This window comes from Baekduia sp. (genome assembly GCF_035318805.1).
GTDB lineage: Bacteria > Actinomycetota > Thermoleophilia > Solirubrobacterales > Solirubrobacteraceae > Baekduia.
In genome coordinates this window covers 1-21,659 of the sequence record NZ_DATHDY010000072.1, presented here as the reverse complement: position 1 = coordinate 21,659, position 21,659 = coordinate 1, and the positions used below count along the sequence as shown (strand labels likewise).

At 73.5% G+C, this 21,659-nt stretch carries 25 protein-coding genes and 1 rRNA gene; 6 read left to right on the top strand and 20 right to left on the bottom strand.

Going from position 1 to position 21,659, the window contains the following annotated elements; all coding sequences use genetic code 11:
* On the bottom strand, nucleotides 1-168 hold a 168-nt coding region (locus VK501_RS16520; protein WP_324339206.1), incomplete at its 3' end, for a 30S ribosomal protein S2.
* Between the two features lie 252 nt (nucleotides 169-420).
* On the opposite strand from VK501_RS16520, the gene VK501_RS16515 reads away from it, so the two are divergent.
* Nucleotides 421-1,182 (top strand): class I SAM-dependent methyltransferase, encoded by a 762-nt coding sequence (locus VK501_RS16515; RefSeq protein WP_324339204.1) that lies wholly within the window; start codon nucleotides 421-423, stop codon nucleotides 1,180-1,182.
* Nucleotides 1,183-1,266: 84 nt separating this feature from the next.
* Here the strand turns inward: VK501_RS16515 and VK501_RS16510 are convergent, their stop codons facing one another.
* From VK501_RS16510 to VK501_RS16475, 8 genes are all read right to left on the bottom strand, one after another.
* A complete protein-coding gene (locus VK501_RS16510) occupies nucleotides 1,267-2,166 on the bottom strand; it encodes an RluA family pseudouridine synthase (RefSeq protein WP_324339202.1) in 900 nt (299 codons plus the stop codon).
* Complete coding sequence (lspA, locus tag VK501_RS16505) at nucleotides 2,163-2,657, bottom strand: signal peptidase II (RefSeq protein ID WP_324339199.1); 495 nt, start codon at nucleotides 2,655-2,657, stop codon at nucleotides 2,163-2,165. Before lspA ends, VK501_RS16510 begins: the two co-directional genes overlap by 4 nt.
* 5 nt (nucleotides 2,658-2,662) lie before the next feature.
* Nucleotides 2,663-2,965, bottom strand: coding sequence for a YggT family protein (locus VK501_RS16500; RefSeq protein ID WP_324339198.1), 303 nt, complete (start codon nucleotides 2,963-2,965; stop codon nucleotides 2,663-2,665).
* A gap of 55 nt (nucleotides 2,966-3,020) precedes the next feature.
* The gene (locus VK501_RS16495) at nucleotides 3,021-3,773 is read right to left on the bottom strand and encodes a pyrroline-5-carboxylate reductase family protein (protein WP_324339196.1); all 753 of its coding nucleotides are present in this window, start codon (nucleotides 3,771-3,773) and stop codon (nucleotides 3,021-3,023) included.
* A 90-nt stretch (nucleotides 3,774-3,863) separates the two neighbouring features.
* Nucleotides 3,864-4,421, bottom strand: a complete 558-nt coding sequence (locus VK501_RS16490) for a cell division protein SepF (protein WP_324339194.1) — start codon at nucleotides 4,419-4,421, stop codon at nucleotides 3,864-3,866.
* A gap of 39 nt (nucleotides 4,422-4,460) precedes the next feature.
* A complete protein-coding gene (locus tag VK501_RS16485; protein ID WP_324339192.1) occupies nucleotides 4,461-5,162 on the bottom strand; it encodes a YggS family pyridoxal phosphate-dependent enzyme in 702 nt (233 codons plus the stop codon).
* On the bottom strand, nucleotides 5,150-5,860 hold the full coding sequence (locus tag VK501_RS16480; protein WP_414641188.1) for a polyphenol oxidase family protein: 711 nt from the start codon (nucleotides 5,858-5,860) through the stop codon (nucleotides 5,150-5,152). Before VK501_RS16480 ends, VK501_RS16485 begins: the two co-directional genes overlap by 13 nt.
* Before the next feature lie 35 nt (nucleotides 5,861-5,895).
* Entirely contained in the window at nucleotides 5,896-7,065 is a 1,170-nt protein-coding gene (locus VK501_RS16475) for a hypothetical protein (RefSeq protein ID WP_324339188.1), read from the bottom strand.
* Between the two features lie 43 nt (nucleotides 7,066-7,108).
* Here VK501_RS16475 and VK501_RS16470 point away from each other — a divergent pair, with 43 nt between their 5' ends.
* Nucleotides 7,109-8,677 (top strand): PQQ-binding-like beta-propeller repeat protein, encoded by a 1,569-nt coding sequence (locus VK501_RS16470; RefSeq protein WP_324339186.1) that lies wholly within the window; start codon nucleotides 7,109-7,111, stop codon nucleotides 8,675-8,677.
* Nucleotides 8,678-8,807: 130 nt separating this feature from the next.
* On the opposite strand, the gene hisF is transcribed toward VK501_RS16470, so the two are convergent.
* The 8 genes from hisF to murA all read right to left on the bottom strand — a co-directional run bounded on the left by hisF (nucleotide 8,808) and on the right by murA (nucleotide 15,855).
* Complete coding sequence (gene hisF, locus VK501_RS16465; RefSeq protein WP_324339184.1) at nucleotides 8,808-9,575, bottom strand: imidazole glycerol phosphate synthase subunit HisF; 768 nt, start codon at nucleotides 9,573-9,575, stop codon at nucleotides 8,808-8,810.
* 2 nt (nucleotides 9,576-9,577) lie between these two features.
* A complete protein-coding gene (gene hisA, locus VK501_RS16460) occupies nucleotides 9,578-10,378 on the bottom strand; it encodes a 1-(5-phosphoribosyl)-5-[(5-phosphoribosylamino)methylideneamino]imidazole-4-carboxamide isomerase (RefSeq protein WP_324339182.1) in 801 nt (266 codons plus the stop codon).
* Nucleotides 10,348-10,986, bottom strand: a complete 639-nt coding sequence (gene hisH / locus VK501_RS16455) for an imidazole glycerol phosphate synthase subunit HisH (protein ID WP_324339180.1) — start codon at nucleotides 10,984-10,986, stop codon at nucleotides 10,348-10,350. The genes hisA and hisH overlap by 31 nt, the downstream gene beginning before the upstream one ends.
* Complete coding sequence (hisB, locus tag VK501_RS16450) at nucleotides 10,983-11,576, bottom strand: imidazoleglycerol-phosphate dehydratase HisB (RefSeq protein WP_324339178.1); 594 nt, start codon at nucleotides 11,574-11,576, stop codon at nucleotides 10,983-10,985. The genes hisH and hisB overlap by 4 nt, the downstream gene beginning before the upstream one ends.
* Nucleotides 11,573-12,811, bottom strand: a complete 1,239-nt coding sequence (hisD, locus tag VK501_RS16445; protein ID WP_324339176.1) for a histidinol dehydrogenase — start codon at nucleotides 12,809-12,811, stop codon at nucleotides 11,573-11,575. The genes hisB and hisD overlap by 4 nt, the downstream gene beginning before the upstream one ends.
* The gene (hisG, locus tag VK501_RS16440) at nucleotides 12,808-13,467 is read right to left on the bottom strand and encodes an ATP phosphoribosyltransferase (protein WP_324339173.1); all 660 of its coding nucleotides are present in this window, start codon (nucleotides 13,465-13,467) and stop codon (nucleotides 12,808-12,810) included. The genes hisD and hisG overlap by 4 nt, the downstream gene beginning before the upstream one ends.
* Complete coding sequence (locus tag VK501_RS16435) at nucleotides 13,464-14,405, bottom strand: ATP phosphoribosyltransferase regulatory subunit (protein WP_324339171.1); 942 nt, start codon at nucleotides 14,403-14,405, stop codon at nucleotides 13,464-13,466. Before VK501_RS16435 ends, hisG begins: the two co-directional genes overlap by 4 nt.
* 148 nt (nucleotides 14,406-14,553) lie before the next feature.
* Nucleotides 14,554-15,855, bottom strand: a complete 1,302-nt coding sequence (gene murA, locus VK501_RS16430; RefSeq protein ID WP_324339169.1) for a UDP-N-acetylglucosamine 1-carboxyvinyltransferase — start codon at nucleotides 15,853-15,855, stop codon at nucleotides 14,554-14,556.
* A gap of 61 nt (nucleotides 15,856-15,916) precedes the next feature.
* Here murA and VK501_RS16425 point away from each other — a divergent pair, with 61 nt between their 5' ends.
* Both VK501_RS16425 and VK501_RS16420 read left to right on the top strand, forming a co-directional pair.
* Nucleotides 15,917-16,546: an HDIG domain-containing metalloprotein gene (locus tag VK501_RS16425; protein WP_324339167.1), complete on the top strand. Its 630-nt coding sequence runs from the start codon at nucleotides 15,917-15,919 to the stop codon at nucleotides 16,544-16,546.
* A 1-nt stretch (nucleotide 16,547) separates the two neighbouring features.
* Complete coding sequence (locus tag VK501_RS16420) at nucleotides 16,548-17,786, top strand: MFS transporter (protein ID WP_324339166.1); 1,239 nt, start codon at nucleotides 16,548-16,550, stop codon at nucleotides 17,784-17,786.
* On the opposite strand, the gene VK501_RS16415 is transcribed toward VK501_RS16420, so the two are convergent.
* A complete protein-coding gene (locus VK501_RS16415; protein WP_324339164.1) occupies nucleotides 17,768-18,106 on the bottom strand; it encodes a hypothetical protein in 339 nt (112 codons plus the stop codon). The two genes, VK501_RS16420 and VK501_RS16415, sit on opposite strands and share 19 nt — an antisense overlap.
* A 122-nt stretch (nucleotides 18,107-18,228) precedes the next feature.
* On the opposite strand from VK501_RS16415, the gene VK501_RS16410 reads away from it, so the two are divergent.
* Together VK501_RS16410 and VK501_RS16405 are read left to right on the top strand one after the other, a co-directional pair.
* Nucleotides 18,229-19,338 (top strand): isocitrate/isopropylmalate family dehydrogenase, encoded by a 1,110-nt coding sequence (locus tag VK501_RS16410; RefSeq protein ID WP_324339162.1) that lies wholly within the window; start codon nucleotides 18,229-18,231, stop codon nucleotides 19,336-19,338.
* Nucleotides 19,339-19,875: 537 nt separating this feature from the next.
* The gene (locus VK501_RS16405; protein ID WP_324339161.1) at nucleotides 19,876-20,376 is read left to right on the top strand and encodes a tetratricopeptide repeat protein; all 501 of its coding nucleotides are present in this window, start codon (nucleotides 19,876-19,878) and stop codon (nucleotides 20,374-20,376) included.
* 126 nt (nucleotides 20,377-20,502) lie between these two features.
* Here VK501_RS16405 and VK501_RS16400 read toward each other — a convergent pair whose 3' ends face one another.
* The gene (locus tag VK501_RS16400; protein ID WP_324339159.1) at nucleotides 20,503-21,279 is read right to left on the bottom strand and encodes a GNAT family N-acetyltransferase; all 777 of its coding nucleotides are present in this window, start codon (nucleotides 21,277-21,279) and stop codon (nucleotides 20,503-20,505) included.
* Nucleotides 21,280-21,526: 247 nt separating this feature from the next.
* A 5S ribosomal RNA gene (gene rrf / locus VK501_RS16395) occupies nucleotides 21,527-21,643 on the bottom strand.
* Nucleotides 21,644-21,659: the final 16 nt, after the last annotated feature.

Here is a 21,659-nt window from a genome sequence, read left to right as displayed (position 1 = left end):
CTGCGCGTTGCGCAGCAGGCGCTCGGTCTGCAGCAGGTCGATGATGTAGATCCCGCCGCGCTCGCCCCAGATGAAGCGGCGCATCTTCGGGTTCCAACGGCGCGTCTGGTGACCGAAGTGGACTCCGGCCTCCAGCAGCTCTCGGATGCCAACGTCGGTGTCGGCCATGGAGGTGCTCCCTTATGTGAGTGACTGGTGAGAATCCCGTCGGCGGTCGCGGGGCCCGGCGAGGTGCCGGGCAGGGTCGCGGCCGGGATATCCGGCGGGGTAGTAGGACTGGTAGGTCCCAGTCTAGTCAACGGCTGCGGCGCTCGCCGCGCGCCGCCGTCGCACTTCCGTCACGGGGCCTGGCCCCGCGACGAAAGCGTCACGAAACGGCGAGTTCCGTGGCGCGGAAGGCCGCAGCGTAGGGTCCAGGGCATGGAGCTCCATCCGCTCGCCCAGGCGTTCGCCGGCGTCGCCGACGACTACGAGCGCGGGCGCCCGGACTACCCGGCAGAAGCCATCGACGCCATCCGGATGGGCCTGATGCTCGACGCCGGCGCGCGCGTGGTGGACGTCGGCGCCGGGACGGGCAAGCTCACCCGTGCGCTGAGCGCCGCGAGCTTCGACGTCGTCGCGGTCGAGCCGCTGCCCGGGATGCGCGAGCGGCTGATGGCTCGGCAGCCCAACGTCCCGGCGCTGGACGGCACCGCCGAGGCGCTGCCCCTCGACGACGCCTCGGTCGACGCCGCCGCCTCCGCCGACGCCTTCCACTGGTTCGACGGCGAGCGGGCGGTAGCCGAGCTCGCACGCGTGATCCGCCCCGACGGCGGGCTGGCGCTGCTGTGGAACCTGCCCGCCGAGGAGCGCACCGGGACCCCGCCGTGGATGCAGGAGATCCGCGCGCTCCTGGACGCCCTGCGCCCCGACCATCCCGCGTTCTCCGCCGACCAGGGCCGCGGGGCCGTCACCGCGTCGCCGGACTTCGACACCATGCACTACGCCGAGGTCCGTCACGTCCACGAGACCGACCGCGCCGGGGTGATCGCGGAGATCGCCTCGATCAGCTATGTCAGCGCGCTGCCCGAGCCCGAGCGCCGCGCGCTGCTGGAGGCGACGCGCGCCATCCTGGAGCGAGCGGGCGTCGAGCAGATCGAGGCGCCGCTGCGGACGACGATCTGGACCGCGCGCCGGCGTTAGGGGAACACTGGCCCAGAGGGCCAGGTTCCCTTGCGGGTCTTCGCCCAGGGGGCGAAACCCGCGGCGGATCAGGGACCCACGCTCCTAGCCCCGCCCCCGCGCCCGGTCCAGCGCGGCGGCCAGGTCGGCCGGCAGCGGGCTCTCGATCGCCACCGCCTCGCCGGTGACGGGATGCGGGAAGGCCAGGCGCGCGGCGTGCAGGAACTGGCGCTGCAGGCCGAGCAGCCCCGCGCGGCCGTACTCGGGGTCGCCGGCGACCGGATGGCCGATGGCCTGCAGGTGCACGCGGATCTGGTGCGTGCGCCCGGTCTCCAGCGTGACCCGCAGCAGCGTCGTGCCCGGCAGCGCCTCCAGCAGCGCGAAGTGCGTGCGCGCCGCGCGCGGCACGTCGGTGTCGGTCGAGATCCGCGTGCGCACCTTCCGGTCGCGACCGATGGGCGCGTCGATCGTCCCCGCCTTGGCCGGCGGCCGTCCCTCGACGAGCGCCAGGTACTCGCGGGTGATGTCGCGCCGCTGCAGCGCGGCCTTGAGCGTCTCGTGCACCGCGTCGGACTTGGCGACGACGAGCAACCCGGACGTGTCGCGGTCCAGGCGATGCACGAGCCCGGCGCGCCAGTCCTCCCGGCCGCCCGCGGCGCGGCCCTCCAGCGCCTGCGACAGCGTGCCGGTCATGTGGCCGCGGGCGGGATGCACGATCAGCCCCGCCGGCTTGTCGACCACCAGCAGGTGCTCGTCCTCGTAGGGGACGTCGAAGTCGACCGTGGCGCCGACGTCGGCGGGCGCGGCGGCCTCGACGACCTCCTGCACCACGATCCGCTGGCCCGCGACGACCTTGTGGCGCTTGGGCACGACCTTGCCGTCGACGTGCACCATGCCGTCGTCGATCAGCCGCGCCGCGCGCGACCGGGAGCCGAGCGGCTCGGCGAGCAGCGCATCCAAGCGCTGGCCTGCGCCAGCATCGTCCACGGTGAGATCGATGGTCATGGACGCGGGCGCCCCGCGTCAGCCTCGTCGACCTCGGCTCGACGCTCGTCGGAGTCCTGCTCGATGACCCACAGCAGCGCCAGCACGCCGAAGGTGATGGCCATGTCGGCCACGTTGAACGCCGGCCATGCGGGCAGCTTGACGAAGTCCGTGACCCAGCCGTCGCGGATCCGGTCGATGATGTTGCCCACCGAGCCGCCGAGCAGCAGCCCGGTCGGCAGCCAGATCAGCGGCTTGTCGACGTGCGTGACGAAGTAGAAGAGCAGCGCCGCCAGCGCCGCCGTCACCAGCGCGACGACGATCAGCCCGCCGCCGGCGAACGCGCCGAACGCCACGCCCGAGTTGTGCACGTGCACCAGCGAGATCGCCGGCAGGACCGAGTCCTCCTCGCCGACGGCGATGCCGCCGCGCACGAGCGCCTTGGTGACCTGGTCGACGATGACGACCACGACCAGCACGGCCGCGGCGCGGGCCCAGGCCCGTGCCCGCACCCCGCTCAACCCTGGATCAGCGCCACGAGGACGTTGCCGACGATCACGAGCACGATGATGGCGACCATCGGGCTGAGATCCAGCGGACCGAACGGCGGGATGAAGCGCCGGAAGATCGACAGGTACGGCTCGGTCACGTCGCGCAGGAAGTCGAGGATCGCCCGCGACCAGCGCGAGTACGGGATCCGCCCGCCCACGTTGAAGAACATGGACGAGAAGATGTAGGCGATGATCAGGATCGTGTAGACCCAGATCAGGGCGGACACGAAGCCGGCGATCTGATCGCGGGCGGTCGCGAGGATGAGCATCAGGATCGGACTCCCAGCACGGCGTCGAGGTTGGACCTCGCCGGCAACGGCATCATCAGCGCACCCCTAGCACGGCGTCGAGGGCGTCCTGGAAGGCGGCACGGACGCCGGCGCGCTCCAGCGCCGCCAGCCCGCGCGCCGTGGACCCGCCCGGCGAGGTGACCTCGCGGCGCACCGCGAGCGTGTCGTTGTCGCGGGCGCGCAGGAGGGCTGCGGTTCCGGCGAAGGTCTGGACCACCATCTCGGCGGCCTTGTCGGGCGGCAGTCCGTGGCGGACGCCGGCGTCGACCTGGGCCTCGGCCAGCAGCGCCACATAGGCGGGCGCGCAGCTCATGAGGCCCATGGCCGCGTCGACGAGCGCGTCGTCGACGTCGACCAGCAGGCCGAGCTCGGCGAAGAGCGCCGGCACGTCGTGGTCCAGGCGCGTGTCCTGGTGGCCGTCGGCGGCGCGGACGACGACGCCCTGGCGGACCTCGACCGGCGTGCTCGGCAGGAAGCGGTAGACGGGACGGTCGGGGTAGGCGGCCTTGAGGGCTCCCAGCGCCGTGGCGCCGAGGATCGAGGCGACCGCCTTGGCGTGCGGCGCGACCTCCGCGGCGACGTCGTGGAGCTGCGCCGGCTTGTGGCAGAGCACGACGACGTCGGCGCGCTGCGCGAGCTCGGCGTTGGAGCCGACGACCTCACCGCCCAGCTCGGCGACGAGCGCCTCGGCGGCCGCGGGCCGGACGTCGGTGCACAGCACGGGCCGCCCCCAGCCTCGAGCGAGGCCGCGCGCCATGTTCCCGGAACCGATGAGACCGACCTTCACGGGCGACACAGTACAAGGGCACCGGGCCGCGCGAGCGAGCCCCCTGGGCGAGCTCGCGGACCGGAACTCGCCCTCTGGGCGAGCTTCCCGCTAAGACTGGTTGAAGAAGCCCTTCTCGATCAGCTGGGCGCGCTCTTCGGCCGAGATCTCGACGTTGCGCGGCGTCAGCATGAACACGCGGTCGGCGACGCGCTGCATCCCGCCGTCCAGCGCGTAGGTGAGGCCCGAGGCGAAGTCGATCAGCCGCTTGGACAGATCGGTGTCGGTCCCCTGGAGGTTCAGCACGACCGGGATGTCGTCCTTGAACTTGTCGGCGACCTGCTGGGCGTCGTTGAACGACTTGGGGATGACGAGGTGCAGCTTGACGCTGCCGCCGTTGCGCTTGGCCGGTGCGCCGCCGCCGCTGACCGGGCGCAGGTTCGCCCGGGTGGGCGGCTCGTCGTCGGCGAAGATGTCGTCGAACTCGTCGCGGCGCCGCCGCGAGCTCAGCCGGCGGACGTTCGGGCGCTCGCGCTCGCGGTCGCGATACCGGTCCTCCGCCGGAGGCTCGGGCTCGTAGGGCGCGTCATCCGCGTCGGCGTAGCCGTCACGTTCTTCGGCCAAGCCGAAGTAGACCATGCCCTTATGCCAGAAGTCGGTCAACGCCACGCCTGCAATTCTACGCGCTCGATGGGGAAATTCCTGCAATCACCGGTACAGCTTCGTGCCAACCCGCACAATGGTGGCACCCTCCTCCACGGCGACGGCGAAGTCCTGGGTCGTGCCCATCGACCGCTCCGGCAAACCGCGGGCGGCGGCCAGCTCGGCCAGCGCGGCGAACCAGCGGCGGCTGTCCTCGGCCCGCTGCGCCAGCGGCGGCATGGTCATCAGCCCCGCGACCTCCACCCCGCCGACCTCGCGGCACTGCGCGATGAAGTCGTCCAGCGCCTCCGGGGCGATGCCGCTCTTGCCCTCCTCGCCGGCGATGTTGACCTCGACCAGCACGCGGGTACCCGTATCCCGCCCGCCCGCATCCCGCCCGCCCGCATACCGCCCCAGCTCCCGGACGACCGACTCGCTGCCCACGGAGTGGATCAGCCGCACGTGCGGCAGGATCTGCTTGACCTTGCGGCTCTGCAGGTGGCCGATGAAGTCCCAGGTGAACCGGTCGCCGCCCGGCGCGGCGACCTTGCGCTGCAGCTCCTGGGCGCGGTTCTCGCCGACGAGCTCGATGCCGGCCTCGGCCAGCACCGGCAGCTCGTCGGCCGCGACGTACTTCACGGCGGCCAGCAGCGCCACCTCGGCCGGATCGCGGCCCGCGCGCGCCGCCGCGTCGGCGATCTCGCCGCGCACCTGCTCCAGGTTCGCCCGCACGCGCTCCACCGTCAGCCCCTCGATCAGCTGCGCCATGCGAGGCCTCCCTGCCGGCCGGTGAGCCCACCGCTAGCGCGGTGGCTGAACAACACGTCGGGCTCGCACATCGTGCAGCGGCCCACGTCGACGACGCCGGCGACGCCGGCGTCGCGCAGCCGCGCCGCGGCCACGGCCTTGAGGTCGATGGTGCGGCCGGGGCCACGCGCCCACGGGGGAAACCGGGCCGCGACCTCGTCGCCGACCTCGTAGCAGCAGGCCCCCGCGCCGGGCCCGATCGCGGCGTGGATCGCCGCCGCGGGGTCGCCGCTCAGCTCGCGCACGGCGCGCACGCCCTCCTCCAGCACGCCGTCCGCCAGCCCGCGCCACCCGGCGTGGACCATCGCGACGGCCCCGGGAGCGGCGAGCGCGACCGCCAAGCAGTCGGCGGTCAGGACGATCACGCCGACGCCGGACGCGGCGGTCGCCACGCCGTCGGCGTCCTCGATCGCGCCGTCGCCGGTCGGACCGTCCGCGCGCAGCACGCGCGTGCCGTGGACCTGCCGTCCGAACGCCAGCGGCGCGCCGGCGGCCGCGCGCCGGCGGTTCTCCGCCACGGCGGCGGGCTCGTCAGCGGTCCAGGTCCCGAGGTTCAGCGACCCGTACGCGCCCTTCGACACGCCGCCCGCGCGGGTCGTGAAGCGCACCCGCGCTCCGGGGAGCGCGAGGTCGATCGCGTCGAGTCCGTCGAAGGGCACGGCCACGCCCGTGGTTCTAGCAGCCGCTCGGGCGCTCACGCCGCGGCGTCCAGCGCCGCGGCCAGCTCGGCCTCGCGCCCCGCCGGCAGCTCGCCGTCGAGCCGCAGGCCCAGCACGTGGGCCAGCCGGCGCCCCAGATCCGGGCCCTCGGCCAGCCCGGCCGCGATCAGGTCGTGCCCGTCGATCTCCAGGCCGACATGCCGCCACCGGTGCAGGTACGTCCCGGCGGTCTCGGGATCGCCCTTGGCGCCGGCGACCGCGACGGCCTCCACGGGCTCGCCCCGCAGCCGCGCGGCGACCTCCGAGGGCCGGGCCGGTGGGGACGCGGGCACGGGCGCCAGCGCCGCGCACCGGTCGAGGATGCGCTGCTCGACGGCCGTGAAGCCGTACGGCGCCGCCCACGCGCCGTCGCCGATGACGGCGCCCAGGAGCGTGAGGTCGGGGCGCGCGCCTTCGCGCGGCAGCAGCGCCAGCGCCCCGGCGACGCGCGCCGGATCGAGCTCCAGGCCCTCGACGATCCCCAGGTTCTGCGCGGCGTGCAGCACGGCCAGCGGATCGCGCTCGCCCAGCGCGAGGCGCAGCTCGGCCCCGAGCCGGTCGCCGCTGACGGTGTCCAGCGCGCCGGCGCGCACCGCCTCGAGGGCGACCTGCTGCGTCCCGGGTTCGGGCGCGAAGCCCAGCCGGACCGCGTAGCGCACCAGCCGCCACAGGCGCGTGGGGTCGTCGCGAAACGACGCGGCGTGCAGCACGCGCAGCCGCCCGGCCTCCAGGTCCTCCAGCGCCGCCGGCGCGGCGTGCAGCTCGCCCGCCGCGTTGAGCGCCAGCGCGTTGACGGTGAAGTCGCGGCGCAGCAGGTCGTCCTCCAGCCCCGACGGCACCACGTCCGGCAGCGCGCCCGGCAGCGCGTAACGCTCCGCCCGGGCCCGCACGACGTCGTAGAAGCAGTCGCCGGCCACGACGTCGTAGGTCCCGAACCGCTCGTGGAACGCCACGACCTCCCCGAGCGCCTCGGCCACCGGCTCGGGATCGCCCTCGACCACGACGTCAAGGTCGACCAGGCTCCCGGGCGCGACACGGCCCAGCAGCGCGTCGCGCACCGCGCCGCCGACGATCCACGCGTCGTCGTGCTCGGCGAGCGCGTCCAGCAGCCGCGCGCCGCACGGCAGCGCGCGCAGCGCCCGGAGGGCGTCGGCAGGGGTCAGCACCCCGCGATCCTCCCACGCCGTCCGACGTCATACCCTGTGGCCCATGTCCCGTCTCACCGGCGGCCGCCGCCGTCGGCTGATGTGGGCCGCGCTGGCGCTCGTGAGCCTCGTGCTCGCCACCGGCGCGGTGAGGGTGCTGACGGGCGGCCCCGGCGACGTCTCGAACCCCGACGTCGAGTTCGACGCGGCGCCGCCCGTGACGCCGACCACGCCGAAACCGAAGGCCACGAACAGCAAGGACCCGTTCGACGACGGGTTCGAGTGGCCGATCTACGGCTACACGAAGAACCGCACGCGCTACCTGCCGCTGGACCGCCCGCTGCGCCCGCCGTTCGTCATGCGCTGGCGCGTGACGGGCTCGATCCTGCTCGAGTTCCCGCCCGTGCTGTGTGGCAAGTCCCTGTACCTGCTCAAGAACAACGGGGCGCTCTACTCGATCTCGCGCCGTACCGGCAAGGTGCGCTGGCGTGCGAAGCTCGGCTACCTCGCCGCCGCCTCGCCGGCGTGCAGCGACGGCACCGTCTACTCCGTGCTGCTGGCCCGCGGCAAGGGCATCGACGCCGGCCGCGTCGTCGCGGTCGCGGCCGGCACCGGCCGCACGCGCTGGTCGCGCAAACTGCCCAGCCGCGCGGAGTCGTCGCCGCTGGTCGACCAGGGCCGCCTCTACTTCGGCAGCGAGGACGGCACGGTCTACGCCCTGCGCGCGAGCGACGGCGCGATCCGCTGGACCTACAAGGCCGGCGGCGCCGTGAAGGGCGCGCTGGCGCTCGACCAGGGCCGCCTGATCTTCGGCGACTACGGCGGGCAGGTGACCGCGATCCGGCGCACCGACGGCCGGCAGCTGTGGAAGACCGGCACCAGCGGCGGCGCGTTCGGCCTCAAGAGCGGCAACTTCTACGCCACGGCCGCGATCGCCTACGGCCGCGTGTACCTCGGCAACACCGACGGGTTCGTGTACTCCTTCGCCGCCAGCAACGGCAAGCTCGCCTGGCGGCACAAGACCGGCGGCTACGTCTACTCCTCTCCGGCGGTCTCCGACGTGCTCGGGGGCACGGTCTACGCGGGGTCCTACGACGGCAAGCTGTACGCCTTCGACGCGCGCACCGGCAGCGTCCGCTGGACCCACCGCAGCGGCGGCAAGATCTCCGGCGGCCCCGTCGTGATCGGCGACCTGGTGTTCTACTCCAACCTGAGCCGCAAGTCGACCGGCGCGGTCGGTGCCGCCACGGGCAAGCTGGTGTGGTCGATCGGCCGTGGCGCGTTCAACCCCGTCATCTCCGACGGGACGCGCATCTACCTCAACGGCTACGCCACGTTGTACATGTTCACCGAGCAGGGCCGCGGGACGGACGGGACGCTGACCTCCGTCGCGCTCAAGCAGCGCCGCGCCCACCTGAAGGCCGCGGCCCAGCGCCGCCACCAGCGCTACGTGGACCGGCGCGTGGCGCAGCGCAAGCGCGCCGTCGGCCGCATCCTGCAGCAGCGCAGGCGGCACGTCGAGGTGTGCTTCCGCTCGGGCGGCAAGCGCGTCTGCCGCATCCCCAGGCCGCCGGTGTGCTTCCAGCGCAAGGCCGACGGCCGGACGGTCTGCCGCGCCCGCAAGCCGGGCTAGGGGAACACTGGCCCAAAGGGCCAGGTTCCCTTGCGGGTCTTCGCCCAGGGGGCGAAACCCGCGGCGGGTTAGGGACCCATGCTCCTAGGGCTCGCCCAGCGGGCTCGCCAAGCCTTGCGCGAGCTGCGCGCTACCGGCGCACGGGCACGCCGGCCTGCAGCAGCCGGGCCTTGGCCTCGGCGACCGTGTGCTCGCCGAAGTGAAACAGCGACGCGACCAGCGCGGCGTCCGCGCCGGCCTCCATCGCCGCCACGAGATCGTCGAGCTTGCCGGCCCCGCCCGAGGCGATGACCGGCACGTCGACGGCCTCGGCCACCGCGGTCGTCAGCCCCAGGTCGTAGCCGTCCTTCGTGCCGTCGCGGTCCATGCTGGTCAGCAGGATCTCGCCGGCGCCGCGCTCCACGCCCTCGCGCGCCCACTGCACCGCGTCGCGGCCCGTCGGGGTCCGGCCGCCGGCCACGAAGACCTCCCAGCCATCGGCCTGGCTGGCGTCCACGCGCCGCTTGGCGTCGATGGCCAGCACGACGCACTGCGCGCCGAAGTGCTCCGACAGCTCGTCGACGAGCTGCGGCCGGGCGACCGCGGCGGAGTTGATCGACACCTTGTCGGCGCCGGCGTCGAGCACCTGCTGGGCGTCGGCGACCGAGCGGATGCCGCCGCCGATCGTGAACGGGATGAAGACGTTGTCGGCGGTGCGCCGCGCCAGCTCGACGATCGTCTCGCGCTTCTCGTGCGTCGCGGTGATGTCGAGGAAGATGATCTCGTCGGCGCCCTCGGCGTCGTAGCGCTCAGCCAGCTCGACGGGATCCCCCGCGTCGCGCAGCCCCACGAAGTTGGTGCCCTTGACGACGCGCCCACCATCGACGTCCAGGCATGGGATGACGCGCTTGAGGTGCATGCTCAGTCGCTCGCCGCGACGGGCCGGTAGGGCTTCTTGTCGGCCGCGGTCGCGGGCTGCAGCGCCTGCTGGCCCTCGGCGATCGTGAAGCGCCCCTCGTACAGCGCCTTGCCCGCGATGACGCCGCCCAGGTTGACCTGACGGAGGTCGCGCAGGCCGCGGAGGTCGTCGAGCGACCCGATGCCGCCGGAGTAGATGAAGCGGCCGCGCACGGCCTTCGCGATGTGCCGCACGTTCTCGAAGTCGATGCCGCCGAGCATGCCGTCGCGGTCGACGTCGGTGTAGACGAACGAGCGCACGCCACGGTTCTGCAGTCGCTCGATGACGGCCGCGGCCGGCATCTGCGTCGTCTCCTGCCAGCCCGACGTCGAGACGTTGCCGCCGCGCGTGTCGACCGAGACGATCGTGCGGTCGCGGAACGCGCCGAGCACGTCGTCGAGGAAGTCGATGTCGTTGAACGCCGCGGTCCCGAGGATCACCCGCTCGGCACCGGCGCGGAGCGCGTCGCGAACCGCCGGCAGCGACCGCAGGCCGCCCCCGTACTGGACCGGGACATGGAGCTCGCCGGCGATCTGCTCGAGGTGCTCGAGCGACTTCGGCGAGCCGGTGCGCGCGCCGTCGAGGTCGACGACGTGCAGGAAGCGCGCGCCGGCCTCCACCCACGCCCGGGCGGCCTCCAGCGGCGAGTCCTCGTAGACCGTCACCTGGTTGAAGTCGCCCTTGACCAGCCGGACCGCCTTGCCCTCGCTGATGTCGATCGCCGGATACAGAATCAAGCTGCCGTCGCCTCCGATGACGCGCATGCCCCGACGAAGTTCGCCAGCAGCGCGATGCCGTCACGCGAGGACTTCTCGGGATGGAACTGGGTGCCGTACACGTTCCCGCGGCCCACGACGCTGGCGAACTCGGTGCCGTAGTCGCAGATGCCCAGGGCGATGTCGTCCTCGGCGGGGGCGGGAACGAAGGAGTGCACGTGGTAGAAGGGCGCCGGGTCCGGCAGGCCCCTGCTCAGGACCGACGGGCGCGCCCAGCGCACCTCGTTCCATCCGATGTGCGGAAGCTTGAGGCCGCGCGCCTCGAGCGGCACGATCTCGCCGGGCAGCAGCCCGAGACCGTCGGCGCCGCCGTGCTCGGCGCCGTGCTCGAACAGCAGCTGCATGCCGAGGCACGCGCCGAGGACGGGCGCGCCGGCGGCGGCGCGCTCGCGCACCAGCTCGTCCAGTCCCGTGTCGGCCAGCGCGCGCATCGCCGCGGCGAAGGCGCCCACGCCGGGCACCACGAGCCCGTCGGTGGCGCGCAGCGCGTCGTGGTCGCCGCTCAGCACGACCGTGGCTCCGGCGCGCTCCAGCGACTTCTGCATGGAGCGGCGGTTGCCCATGCCGTAGTCGACGAGCCCGAGCGTCACCGTCATGACGTGAGCGTGCCCTTCGTCGACGGCACGCCCTTCTCGGTCGGGTCGATCGCGACCGCCTGGCGCAGCGCGCGGGCGAAGGCCTTGAACGCCGCCTCGATCATGTGATGGGCGTTGGTCCCGGTCTCGACCGTCACGTGCAGCGTCATGCGCGAAGCGCTCGCGACCGCCCGGAAGAACTCCTCGGTCAGCTCGTGGTCGAAGTTGCCGGTGCCGCCGGGCGGCAGGTCGGCCTCGAACGCCAGGAGCGGCCGGCCCGACAGGTCGAGCGCCACGCTGGCGCGCGCCTCGTCCATCGGTACGACGGCGTGGCCGTAGCGGGTGATCCCGACGCGGTCGCCGAGCGCCCGGTCGATCGCCTGGCCGAGCACGATCCCGGTGTCCTCGACGGTGTGGTGCGCACCCGTCTGCAGGTCGCCGGTGACGGCGACCTCGAGGTCCAGCCGGCCGTGGCGGGCCATCAGGTCGAGCATGTGGTCCAGGAACCCGACACCCGTCTGGCGGGTCCCGGCTCCCTCGCCGTCGAGGCCGAGCGTCAGGCGGACGTCGGTCTCCTTGGTCTGGCGGGCGATCTCGGCGGTGCGCGTCATCCCGTGGGATTCTCGCGCACCCGCATCGACGCCGCGTGCCGGGTGAAGCCCTCGGCCTCCGCGATCGGCGCGCCGGCCCGTGCCAGCGCGGTCGCGGCGCCGTCGATCCGCACGATGCTCATGCGCCGCCGGAACTGCCGCGTGGACAGCCCGGAGGTGAACCGCGCGGCCCCGCCGGTCGGCAGCGTGTGGTTGGAGCCGGCCACGTAGTCGCCGAACGCGGTGCCGCTCTCGCGTCCCACGAAGACGCAGCCGGCGCTGCGAACGGCGTCGACCAGCGGCTCCGCGCCGGCGCCGACCAGCTCGAGGTGCTCGGGGGCGAAGGAGTCGACGACGGCCAGGCCGGTGTCGAGGTCCGGCACCAGCACGACGGCCGCGGCGGCGGCGGACTCGGGCTCGGCCGCGATGCGCTGCGCGACGGCGTCGTGCAGTGCCTCGTCGTCGGTGACGAGCGCGACGACGGTGCCGACGCCGTGCTCGGCCTGCGCCACGAGGTCGATGCTCACGAGCGCCGGGTCGGCGTCGCCGGAGGCCAGCACGAGCACGTCGCTGGGACCGGCGAAGCCGTCGATGCCGACGTCGCCGCTCACCTGGCGCTTGGCCTCCTGGACGTAGAGCGAGCCGGGGCCGGCGATGACGTCCACGCGCGGGACGCTGTCGGTCCCGTAGGCGAAGGCGGCGACGGCGTGGGCGCCGCCCATGCGCCAGACCTCGTCGGCGCCGCACAACGCGCAGGCGGCGAGGATCACCGGGTGCGCGCCGGGCGCGCAGACGACGACCTCGTCGACGCCCGCCGCGCGCGCGGTGACCACGCCCATCACGACGGTCGACGGGTACGGGTTGCGCCCGCCGGGCGTGTAGATCGCGGCGCGCCGGACCGGCACCTCGCGGATCGTGACGGTCTGGCCCTCGGGCAGGTGGACGTGCTCGTCCTCCGCCAGGCCGGCCTCGGCGACCGCGCGCACGTTGGCGATCGCGACCTCCAGGCCGGCGCGCACCACGGGATCGAGCTCCTCCAGCGCCTGGTCGAGCTCGTGCTGCTCGACGCGCAGCGGACCGGTGACGCCGTCAAAGCGCTCCACGTACTCGAGCAACGCCTGCTCGCCGCGCGTGCGGACCGAAGCGACGATCTCGCTCACCGTGCCCGACACCGAGACGCCCGCGGGCGCGAGCGCGCGCACGGCCTCGGCGGTGCTCGCCGGGTCGCCGTCGTAGGTCAGCCGCTCGACGTTCACGCGACCACCGGCGCCGCCGGGCGGTGCTCGCGCATCCGCGCGACGAGCGTGTCGATCGCGGCGGACTTCAGCTTGTGCGCGACGGGGTTGGCGATCAGCCGGGCCGTCGAGGTCATGATCTCCTCGCGGATGACCAGGCCGTTCTCGCGCAGCGTCGTGCCGGTCGCCGTGAGGTCGACGATCGCCTCGACGAGGCCGGTCAGCGGCGCGAGCTCGACCGAGCCCTTGACCTCGACGATCTCGGCCTGGCGGCCGGTCTCCTCGAAGTAGCGCGCTGCGATCCGGTAGTACTTGGTCGCGACGCGCATGACGCCCAGGCGGCGCAGCGCCTCGGCGGCCGGGTCGGGCTCGCCGGCGACCGTCGCCAGGATCATGCGGCACGGGCCGTAGCCGAGGTCCAGCAGCTCGACGACCTCGCGCTCGTCCTGCTCGGTCAGCACGTCCTTGCCGGTGATGCCGACGTCGGCGGCGCCGGCCTCGACGTAGGTCGGCACGTCCGACGGCCGCATCGTGACGATGCCGACGTCGCCGAACAGCAGCTTGCGATCGTTGCTGCGCACCTCGGCCGTCTCGACGCCGACGGCGTCCAGCAGGTCGAGCGTCTCGCGCAGCAGCGCGCCACGCGGGACGGCGATGGTCAGCTCCGGGCGAGTCATGCCGCAGCCTCCTCGCCGGCCAGCGCCAGGTGCAGCCGGTCGACGTGCAGCGCGAAGCCGACCGCGGGCATAGGCCGGCCGAAGCGCCCGAGCAGGTCGTCGTAGCGTCCGCCGCCGCCCAGCGGCTCGCCGAGCTCGGGGTCGAGCACGTCGAAGACCGCCCCGGTGTAGTACCCCAGGCCGCGGGCCAGGCCGAGGTCGAAGACGATCCGCGACGACACGTGCTCGGGCAGGTCGGCGAGGATCGCGCGCAGGCCGCCGGCCTCGCCGCCGGTGATCCCGTCGAGCACCGCGGCGCCGCCGCGCAGCTGCGGCACGCGCACGAGCGCGTCGTCCAGGCCGTGGCGCCGGACCTGCGTCTCGAGCTTGACGAAGTCGCGGGCGGCCAGGGCGGCGAGCAGCGTCTCGCGCACCTCGACGGGCACGTCGAAGGTGTCCATCAACGCGGGGTACAGCGATGCGGAGCCCAGCGCGATCCGGTAGCCCTTGAGGCCCACGGCGTCCAGCGCCTCGCACAGGACGGTGAGCGCCTCGACGGTGCCGTGCGGTCCGGGCGCGCCGACGAGCTCGACGCCCGCCTGCAGGAACTCGCGCATCTGGCCGCGGTGCGGGCGCACGCCGCGGTAGGCATGGGCGAAGTAGGAGAAGCGCAGCGGCGGCTCGGCGGTCGCGTAGCGCGTCGCGACGACGCGCGCGATCGGCACGGTCATGTCGGGGCGCAGCGCCATCACGTGGCCGTGGTCGTCGAAGACGCGGTAGGCCGGGTCGACGCCCGTCTCGCCGCGCCGCAGCACGTCCTCGAACTCGATCGTCGGCGTCCAGACCTCGCCGTACTCCCGACGCTCGAACGCCGCGCGCATCGCCTCGGTGATGGCGCGCAGCTCCCGCATCTCGTCGGGCAGGACGTCGCGCGTCCCGTTGGGAATCGGGTGGATCATCGGGCCTCGCAGCCTACGAGACCGGCGGGCGCGCAGGGATCCTGCCCGGCCGCTAGGGGTCCCGTTGGCGGCCAGCGAGGCCGAGGCCCACGACGGCCAGCCGTCGCCGCCGGAGGTGGGTCCCCAGTCGCGATAGCGACACAGTCTCCTACGCCAGCGCCGGCTGTTCCGCGACGCGCTCGATGCGCGCGCCGAGGTCGCGCAGGCGCTCGTCGATGCGCTCGTAGCCGCGGTCGATCTGCCGGATGTTGCCGATCTCGGTGCGGCCCTCGGCCGTCAGCGCGGCGAGCAGGACGGCCATGCCGGCGCGGATGTCGGGGGACTCCACGCGGGCGGCGCGCAGCAGGCGCGGCCCGTGCACGAGCGCGCGGTGGGGGTCGGCGATGAAGATGTTGGCGCCCATCGAGATCAGCTTGTCGCAGAAGAACAGGCGCGACTCGAACATCCACTCGTGGACGAGGACCTCGCCCTCGCTCTGGGTCGCGAGCGCGACGGCGATCGAGGTCAGGTCGGCGGGGAACGCGGGCCACGGCCCGTCCTGGACCTTGCTCGTGTGCTCGCCCATGTCGCGCGCGACGACGAGCTTCTGGCCGCCGGGCACGATCACGTCCGCGCCGTCGAGCTGGCTCTCGAGCCCGATGCGCTTGAAGACCAGGCGGATCATCCGCAGGTCGTCGGGCTCGGTGTCCTTGATGCGGATCTCGCCGCCGGTCATGCCGGCCATCGCCATGAAGGACCCGATCTCGATGTGGTCGGGACCGATGTCGTGCGTGGTGCCGCCGAGCTCGGTCGCGCCCGTGACGTGCAGCACGTTGGAGCCGATGCCGCGGATGTCGGCGCCCATCTTGACCAGCATGCGCGCGAGGTCGACGACGTGGGGCTCGGACGCGGCGTTGCCGATGTAGGTCTCGCCCGGCGTCAGGGCCGCGGCCAGCAGCGCGTTCTCGGTGCCCATGACCGACGGCTCGTCCATGAACACCTCGCCTGCGCGGAGGCGGCCGGCGAGGACCAGGCTCGAGGCGTCGTGGCGCTCGACCCTGGCGCCCAGCGCGCAGAACGCGTCGAGGTGCGGATCGAGCCGGCGGCGGCCGATGACGTCACCGCCGGGGGGCGGCATGTCGGCGCGGCCGAAGCGCGCCAGCAGCGGGCCGGCGAGCAGGAACGACGCGCGAATGCGCGCCGACAGGTGGGGGTCGACGTAGGAGTCGGCGGTGATCCCGGCCGCGCAGATGGCGACCTCGTGGTCGCCGCGCCAGTCGACGGTCGCGCCGAGGTGCTCGAGCAGGTCGAGCATCGCCTGGACGTCGCGGATGCGCGGCACGTTGCGCACGACGACTTCCTCCGCGGTGAGCGCGGAGGCGGCGAGGCAGGGCAGGGCGGCGTTCTTGTTGCCGGCGGGCACGACGGTGCCCGACAGCGGCAAGCCGCCATCGATGATGAACTTCTCCATACGGTCGAAGCGCCCGCGTGTGCTTCCGACGGTGGACGAGCGCTGGGCTAGGGTAACAGCCATGTCCTCGCAGGTTTCGCGCGTGGAGGCTTGGGACCTCCTCACCGATTGGGTGCAATCGCCGTCGTTGCGCCGCCACTGCCTGGCGGTCGAGGCCGCCATGGTCGGCTACGCCCGCAAGCTCGGCGCCGACGAGGAGGCGTGGGCCGTCGCCGGCCTCCTGCACGACGCCGACTACGAGCGCCATCCGGACATGGACGACACCGAGAGCGGCCATCCCCGGACGATCATCCGGCACCTCCGCGAGCGCGACGCCGACCCCGAGATCGTCGATGCGATCGCCGGCCACGCGACGTTCCTCGGCGTGCCGCGCGAGTCCGACATGGCCAAGACGCTCTTCGCCGTGGACGAGCTCTCGGGGTTCATCGTGGCGTGCGCCTACGTGCGGCCCGAGGGCATCCACGGGATGGCCCCCAAGTCGGTCAAGAAGAAGCTCAAGACGGTGGCGTTCGCCGCGGCGGTCAACCGCGACGAGGTCCGCCAGGGCGCCGAGGAGCTGGGCGTCGACTTCGACGAGCACCTCGCGTTCGTCATCGCCGCGCTCGAGGAGCGCGCCGACGAGCTGGAGCTGCACGGCAAGGCCGCCGAGACGGGCGCCGGCGCCGGGGCCCCGGAGCCCGACCCCGCCTGAGATGGAAGCGCGCGAGCGGTACGCGCGGGTGCTCCGCGCGCCGCACGCGCGAGCGCTCCTGATCGCCGAGATCCCGGCCCGGCTCCCGGTCGGCATCAACGGCCTGGCGATCGTCCTGTTCCTGCGCGAGCACAGCGGCTCCTACGCCGCCGCGGGCGCGGTGGCGGCCGCGTTCGGCCTCGCGCTCGGCGTCAGCTCGCCGCTGATCGGCCGGCTGATCGACCGGCGCGGGCTGGCGCAGGTGGTGCTCCCGCTCGCGATGCTGCACACGGTCGCGATGGTGGGCCTCGTGGCGCTCGGCCTGAGCGGCGCGCCGGTCGGCGTGCTGGCGCTGCTGGCCGTGTTCGCGGGCGCGTTCCTCCCGCCGCTGGGCTCGATCTCGCGCTCGCTGTGGCCGCGCATCCTGCGCGACGAGGATCCGGGGCTGCTCTCGACGGCGCTGGCGCTCGAGGGCGTGATGATCGAGCTGGTGTTCGTCGCCGGCCCGCTGATCACCGCGCTGCTGTCGGTGCTGGTCGATCCGGCGGCCGCGCTGCTGCTCTCCCCCGTCCTGCTGCTCGGCGGGCTGTCGCTGTTCCTCATGCAGCCGCCCGTGCGGACGTGGGTCATCTCCGAGCACGCCGGCAGCCACGGCCCGTGGGGCGCGCTGCGGTCGCCCGGCATCCGGACGCTCGTGCTCTGCACGCTGCCGATGGGCTTCTGCTTCGGCGCGATGGAGGTCACGCTCCCCGCGTTCGGCGAGGCGCACGGCCACCGCGAGATCGGCGGCGTGCTGCTGGCGGTCTGGTCGGCGGGCAGCGCGATGGGCGGCCTGCTGTACGGCGCTCGCCACTGGTCGGGCGCGGCGGGCAGGCGCTACGCGCGGCTGGCGGCGCTGCTGCCGATCGGCTACCTGCCGCTGGCGCTCGCCCCGTCGATCGCGGCGATGGTGCCGCTCGCGCTGCTGGCCGGGCTCAGCATCGCCCCGACCCTGACCGCGGGCAACCAGATCGCCGGCGACGTCGCGCCCGAGGGCACCGAGACCGAGGCCTACACCTGGCCGGTGACGTCGCTGGTCTGCGGCCTGGCGATCGGCAGCTGGGTCGCCGGCGCCCTCGTCGAGGGCATCGACTGGCAGGCGGCGTTCCTCGCCTGCGCGGGCGGGGCGGTGCTGAGCGCGCTGCTCGCCGCGCTGCGGTGGCGAACGCTGCAGGTCGGCGGGAGGCGCGGCGTGGAGCCGGCCTACGACGCGGCCTTGTAGCGGCCGCCGCCCTTGGCCCACTCGAGCAGGTGGTCGGTGCGGCAGAACGCGTCGCCGATGCGGTGCGGGCCGCGGTGGCGGACGACGAGCACCCGCGTGTCGCCGAGGTCGTCGCCGCAGAGCGCGCAGCGGCCGAGCGCGTCGTCGGGCTCGCCGGACGGGATGATCCGGCCCGCCTCCCACTCCGCGCCCTGCATGATCCAGGGGACGACGTGCTCCAGCCGGCAGAAGACCGCCCGGCCCTCGGTCTCGGGCTCGGCCACGCGGAATCCGTCGTCGGCGCCGACGTCGGTCCCGCACCAGGAGCATTGCTCGGACATCGCAGGCAAAAGCGTAGATGGTCGCCGGGATGGAGATCGCCTATGCCGCGAGCGCGCCGCGGCGAGCCGGCCGGCGGCGCCCGGGGAGCGGGTTCCCGGCGCGACGGGTTACCGTGCAGGACGTGGCTACCGAACCCCTGACGATCACCATCCTCGAAGGCGACGAGACCGGCCAGGAGCTCCTCGAGCAGGCGCTCCGCGTCCTGGACCCCGAGGTCGTCGAGCTTCCGATCGAGCTCGACCGCTACGACCTCTCGCTCGCCAAGCGCCGCGAGACCGGCAACCGGATCGTCGAGGACGCGGCGCGCGCCATGCGCGAGTCCGGCCTCGGGATCAAGGCCGCCACGGTGACGCCCGAGGGCAAGAACGACGTCGGCTCGCCGAACCGCATCGTGCGCGAGGGCGTCGACGGCAAGGTCATCATCCGCACCGGGCGCCGCATCCCGGGCGTGACGCCGGTCGCCGGCGTCTACCTGCCGATCTCGGTCGTCCGCATGGCCGTCGACGACGCCTACGGCGCCGAGCAGTGGCGCGAGGGCGAGGACGGCGCCAACGACGAGATCGCCTACCGCACCGAGAAGATCTCCCGCGGCACGTGCCGCGCCGTCGCCGAGTACGCCTTCCGCACGGCCCTGAAGATGAACGGCAAGGTCTACGGCGGACCGAAGTGGACGGTCTCCCCGGTCTACGAGGGGATGCTCAAGGAGGAGATGGACGCCGCCGCGCAGCGCCATCCCGACGTCTGGTACCAGCCGGTCCTGATCGACGCCACGTACGCCGGCCTGGTCTCCGGCGCCGCCGACAGCCCGCTGGTGATCCCGGCGCTCAACCGCGACGGCGACTGCCTGAGCGATCTGGTGATGCCGATGTTCGGCTCGATCGCGGGCGCCGAGTCCGTGCTGCTGGCGTTCGACGAGCACTTCAACACGCAGGTCGCGATGGCCGAGGCGCCGCACGGCACGGCGCCCGCGCTGCTGGGCAAGGACGTCGCCAACCCGATGGCCATGATCCTGGCCTGCGGCGCGGTGCTCAACTACGCGTCCGACAAGGGCTTCGAGGGCGCCGACCGCGCGTCGCGCGCGATCTACGAGTCGGTGCTGGAGGCCGTGGCCTCGGGCGTCCGCACGCCCGACCTCGGTGGCGACGCCGGCACCACCGCGTTCACGACCGACGTCGTCGGTCGCGTGCGGACCAAGCTCGACGTCTGGTCGTCGCTGGGCTCCACGGTCTGAGCGGGGTGGCGCTGCAAGATCGCGTGCAGCGCCGCGGGCGGAATTTGGCTTTCTAGAGCCAGATCTCCCCGGAATATGGATACGAACACGCGTTCCCACGCGCTCCGTCCGACGCGCATCGTAGCTTTGCGAACACATGTTCTCCCCCACCGCAGAATCCCGGCCGGTCAAGCGCTCGATGCGTGCGACCGTCCGGCGTGCCGTCGACCTCGTGGTTGCCTTTGCGACGCTCGCTGACGAGCTGCCGCCGCGCCCCTCCGTCGACGACCTCGCGGACCATCCTCACCGTCGTTCGCTGCGGGCGCCCTCTCGCTCGCGGCGTCCCGGCGCGGTGGCTTCGCGAGCGCAGTCCTGCACGACGCCAGTGGCCTCACGCCCGCGGCTTCGTCGCAGCTCCTCAACCGTGCGGTGATGCCTCAGACGCGCCCCAGCTGGGAGGCCGCGGGCGCACGGCGGACATGGATCGACAGCGAGCGGGCCGCCTCTGGGCGGCCCGCGGCGCGTCGTGGCCCGGCCTGATTTGCCAGGGTGCAGCCGATGAGCACGACACCCGACCGCGAGTGGGAGCAGCGGGTGGCCGACCTCTGGGCCACCCTCGACGACCACGACCCCGCGGACTTCCTCGCCAGGATCGAGGACTTGACCGCCGAGCGGCCGACCGGCGACGCGATCGCCCTGTTCGAGCGCGCCGCGGCCAACGACTCCACCGGCCATCCCGACGAGGCGGTCCCGCTCTACCGCGAAGCGGTCGCGACCGGCCTGACCGGCCTGCGCCGCCGCCGCGCCGTGATCCAACTCGCGAGCTCGCTGCGCAACCTCGGCCAGCCCGAGGAGAGCGTTCGCCTCCTCACCGCCGAACGCGACGCGACGTCCGACGACCTCGACGACGCCGTCGTGGCCTTCCTCGCCCTCGCCCTCGCCGATACCGGCCAGGAACGCGAGGCCGCATCACTGGCCCTCCTCGCCCTCTCACGCCACCTCCCCCGCTACAACCGCTCGCTCGCCAACTACGCCCAGGACCTCGCCGACCGATCGTGATGGGCGTGCGCGACGTCGGCGGCCATGCCGCGCCGCCGCCCCGGCACTACGCCCGGGGCCACCCCGCCGAGCGGTAGTGGTACGAGTGCGCGACGTCGGCGGCCGTGCCGCGCCGCCGCCCCGGCACTACGCCCGGGGCCCCGCCGACCGGTAGTGGTAGGAGTGCGCGACGTGGAAGCCGCGGCGGCCGTAGAAGCGCAGCGCCGCGTCGTTGTCGCGCTCGACCTGCAGGTAGACGCGGTGGGCGTCGCGCGTCGCCGCCCATGCCTCGAGCGCGTCCATCACCGCGGAGGCGAGCCCACGCCGGCGCGCCGCGACCGCCGTGGCCAGCGAGAAGATGCCGAGCCAGCCGTCCTCGACGACGCCGATGCCGATGGCCAGCGGCGAACCACCGTCCTCGCGCAACACGGCGAAGCGCGCGCGATCTCCGAGCTGCGAGAGCACGAGGTCCGCGGTCTCCGTCGTCCCGCCGTTGCCGCTGACGGCCGCCCACGCGTCGACCCAACCGGGATCCAGTGCCTGCAGCCGGACGTCGCGTACCGGTGCACCTGCCTCCGGTGCCGGCGCCGCGAGGGTTCGGCCTGCCCGGGCGGTCGCGGCCGGGCCCGCTAGCACGAGCGAGGAACCCGAGGCCGCCATCCCCCGTTGCGCCAGTGCGTCGTCGAGGAGCAGGTGTCCCTCAGCCGGCGAGACCTGCAGGACGGGCGCCATGCCGAGCTCTTCGGCGGTCGCCAGCGCCAGATCGACCGTACGGGCGGCGTGCGCCGGCTCGGCGGGAGGCAGCAGCGAGTTGGATCGCCGGCGGTCGACGCCCTCGGTCCTACGCAGCAGCCACCCCTCGACCTCATGCACCTCGTCAGCCGGCCACGCGCGAGCCGCCAGGCGCTCGAGCTCGTGCGACATCTCCGGATCAAAGCCCACGGGCAGCACTATCACTGCCACCGTACGACAGCGCCGATCGATGCGAATGCCCCGCCTGGCGCCGGCCGCCTCGCGCGGGCAGCCCGCCCTACGGCAGCGGCGGGTTGCGCGCTGCACTCCCCGCCTGGCGCCGCCCGAGGCCGACCAGTTGACGGGAGAACCGCCGCGCCGAACGGAGGCGGACCACAACGACCACGAGCCGCCCCGGAGGGCGGCTCGTGTGACATTAAACCGGCGGCGTCCTACTCTCCCGGGCCCTTGCGAGCCAAGTACCATCGGCGCTGAGAGGCTTAACTTCTCTGTTCGGAATGGGAAGAGGTGTTTCCCTCTCGCCAAAGCCACCGGAAACTCAAGAGAGTCCC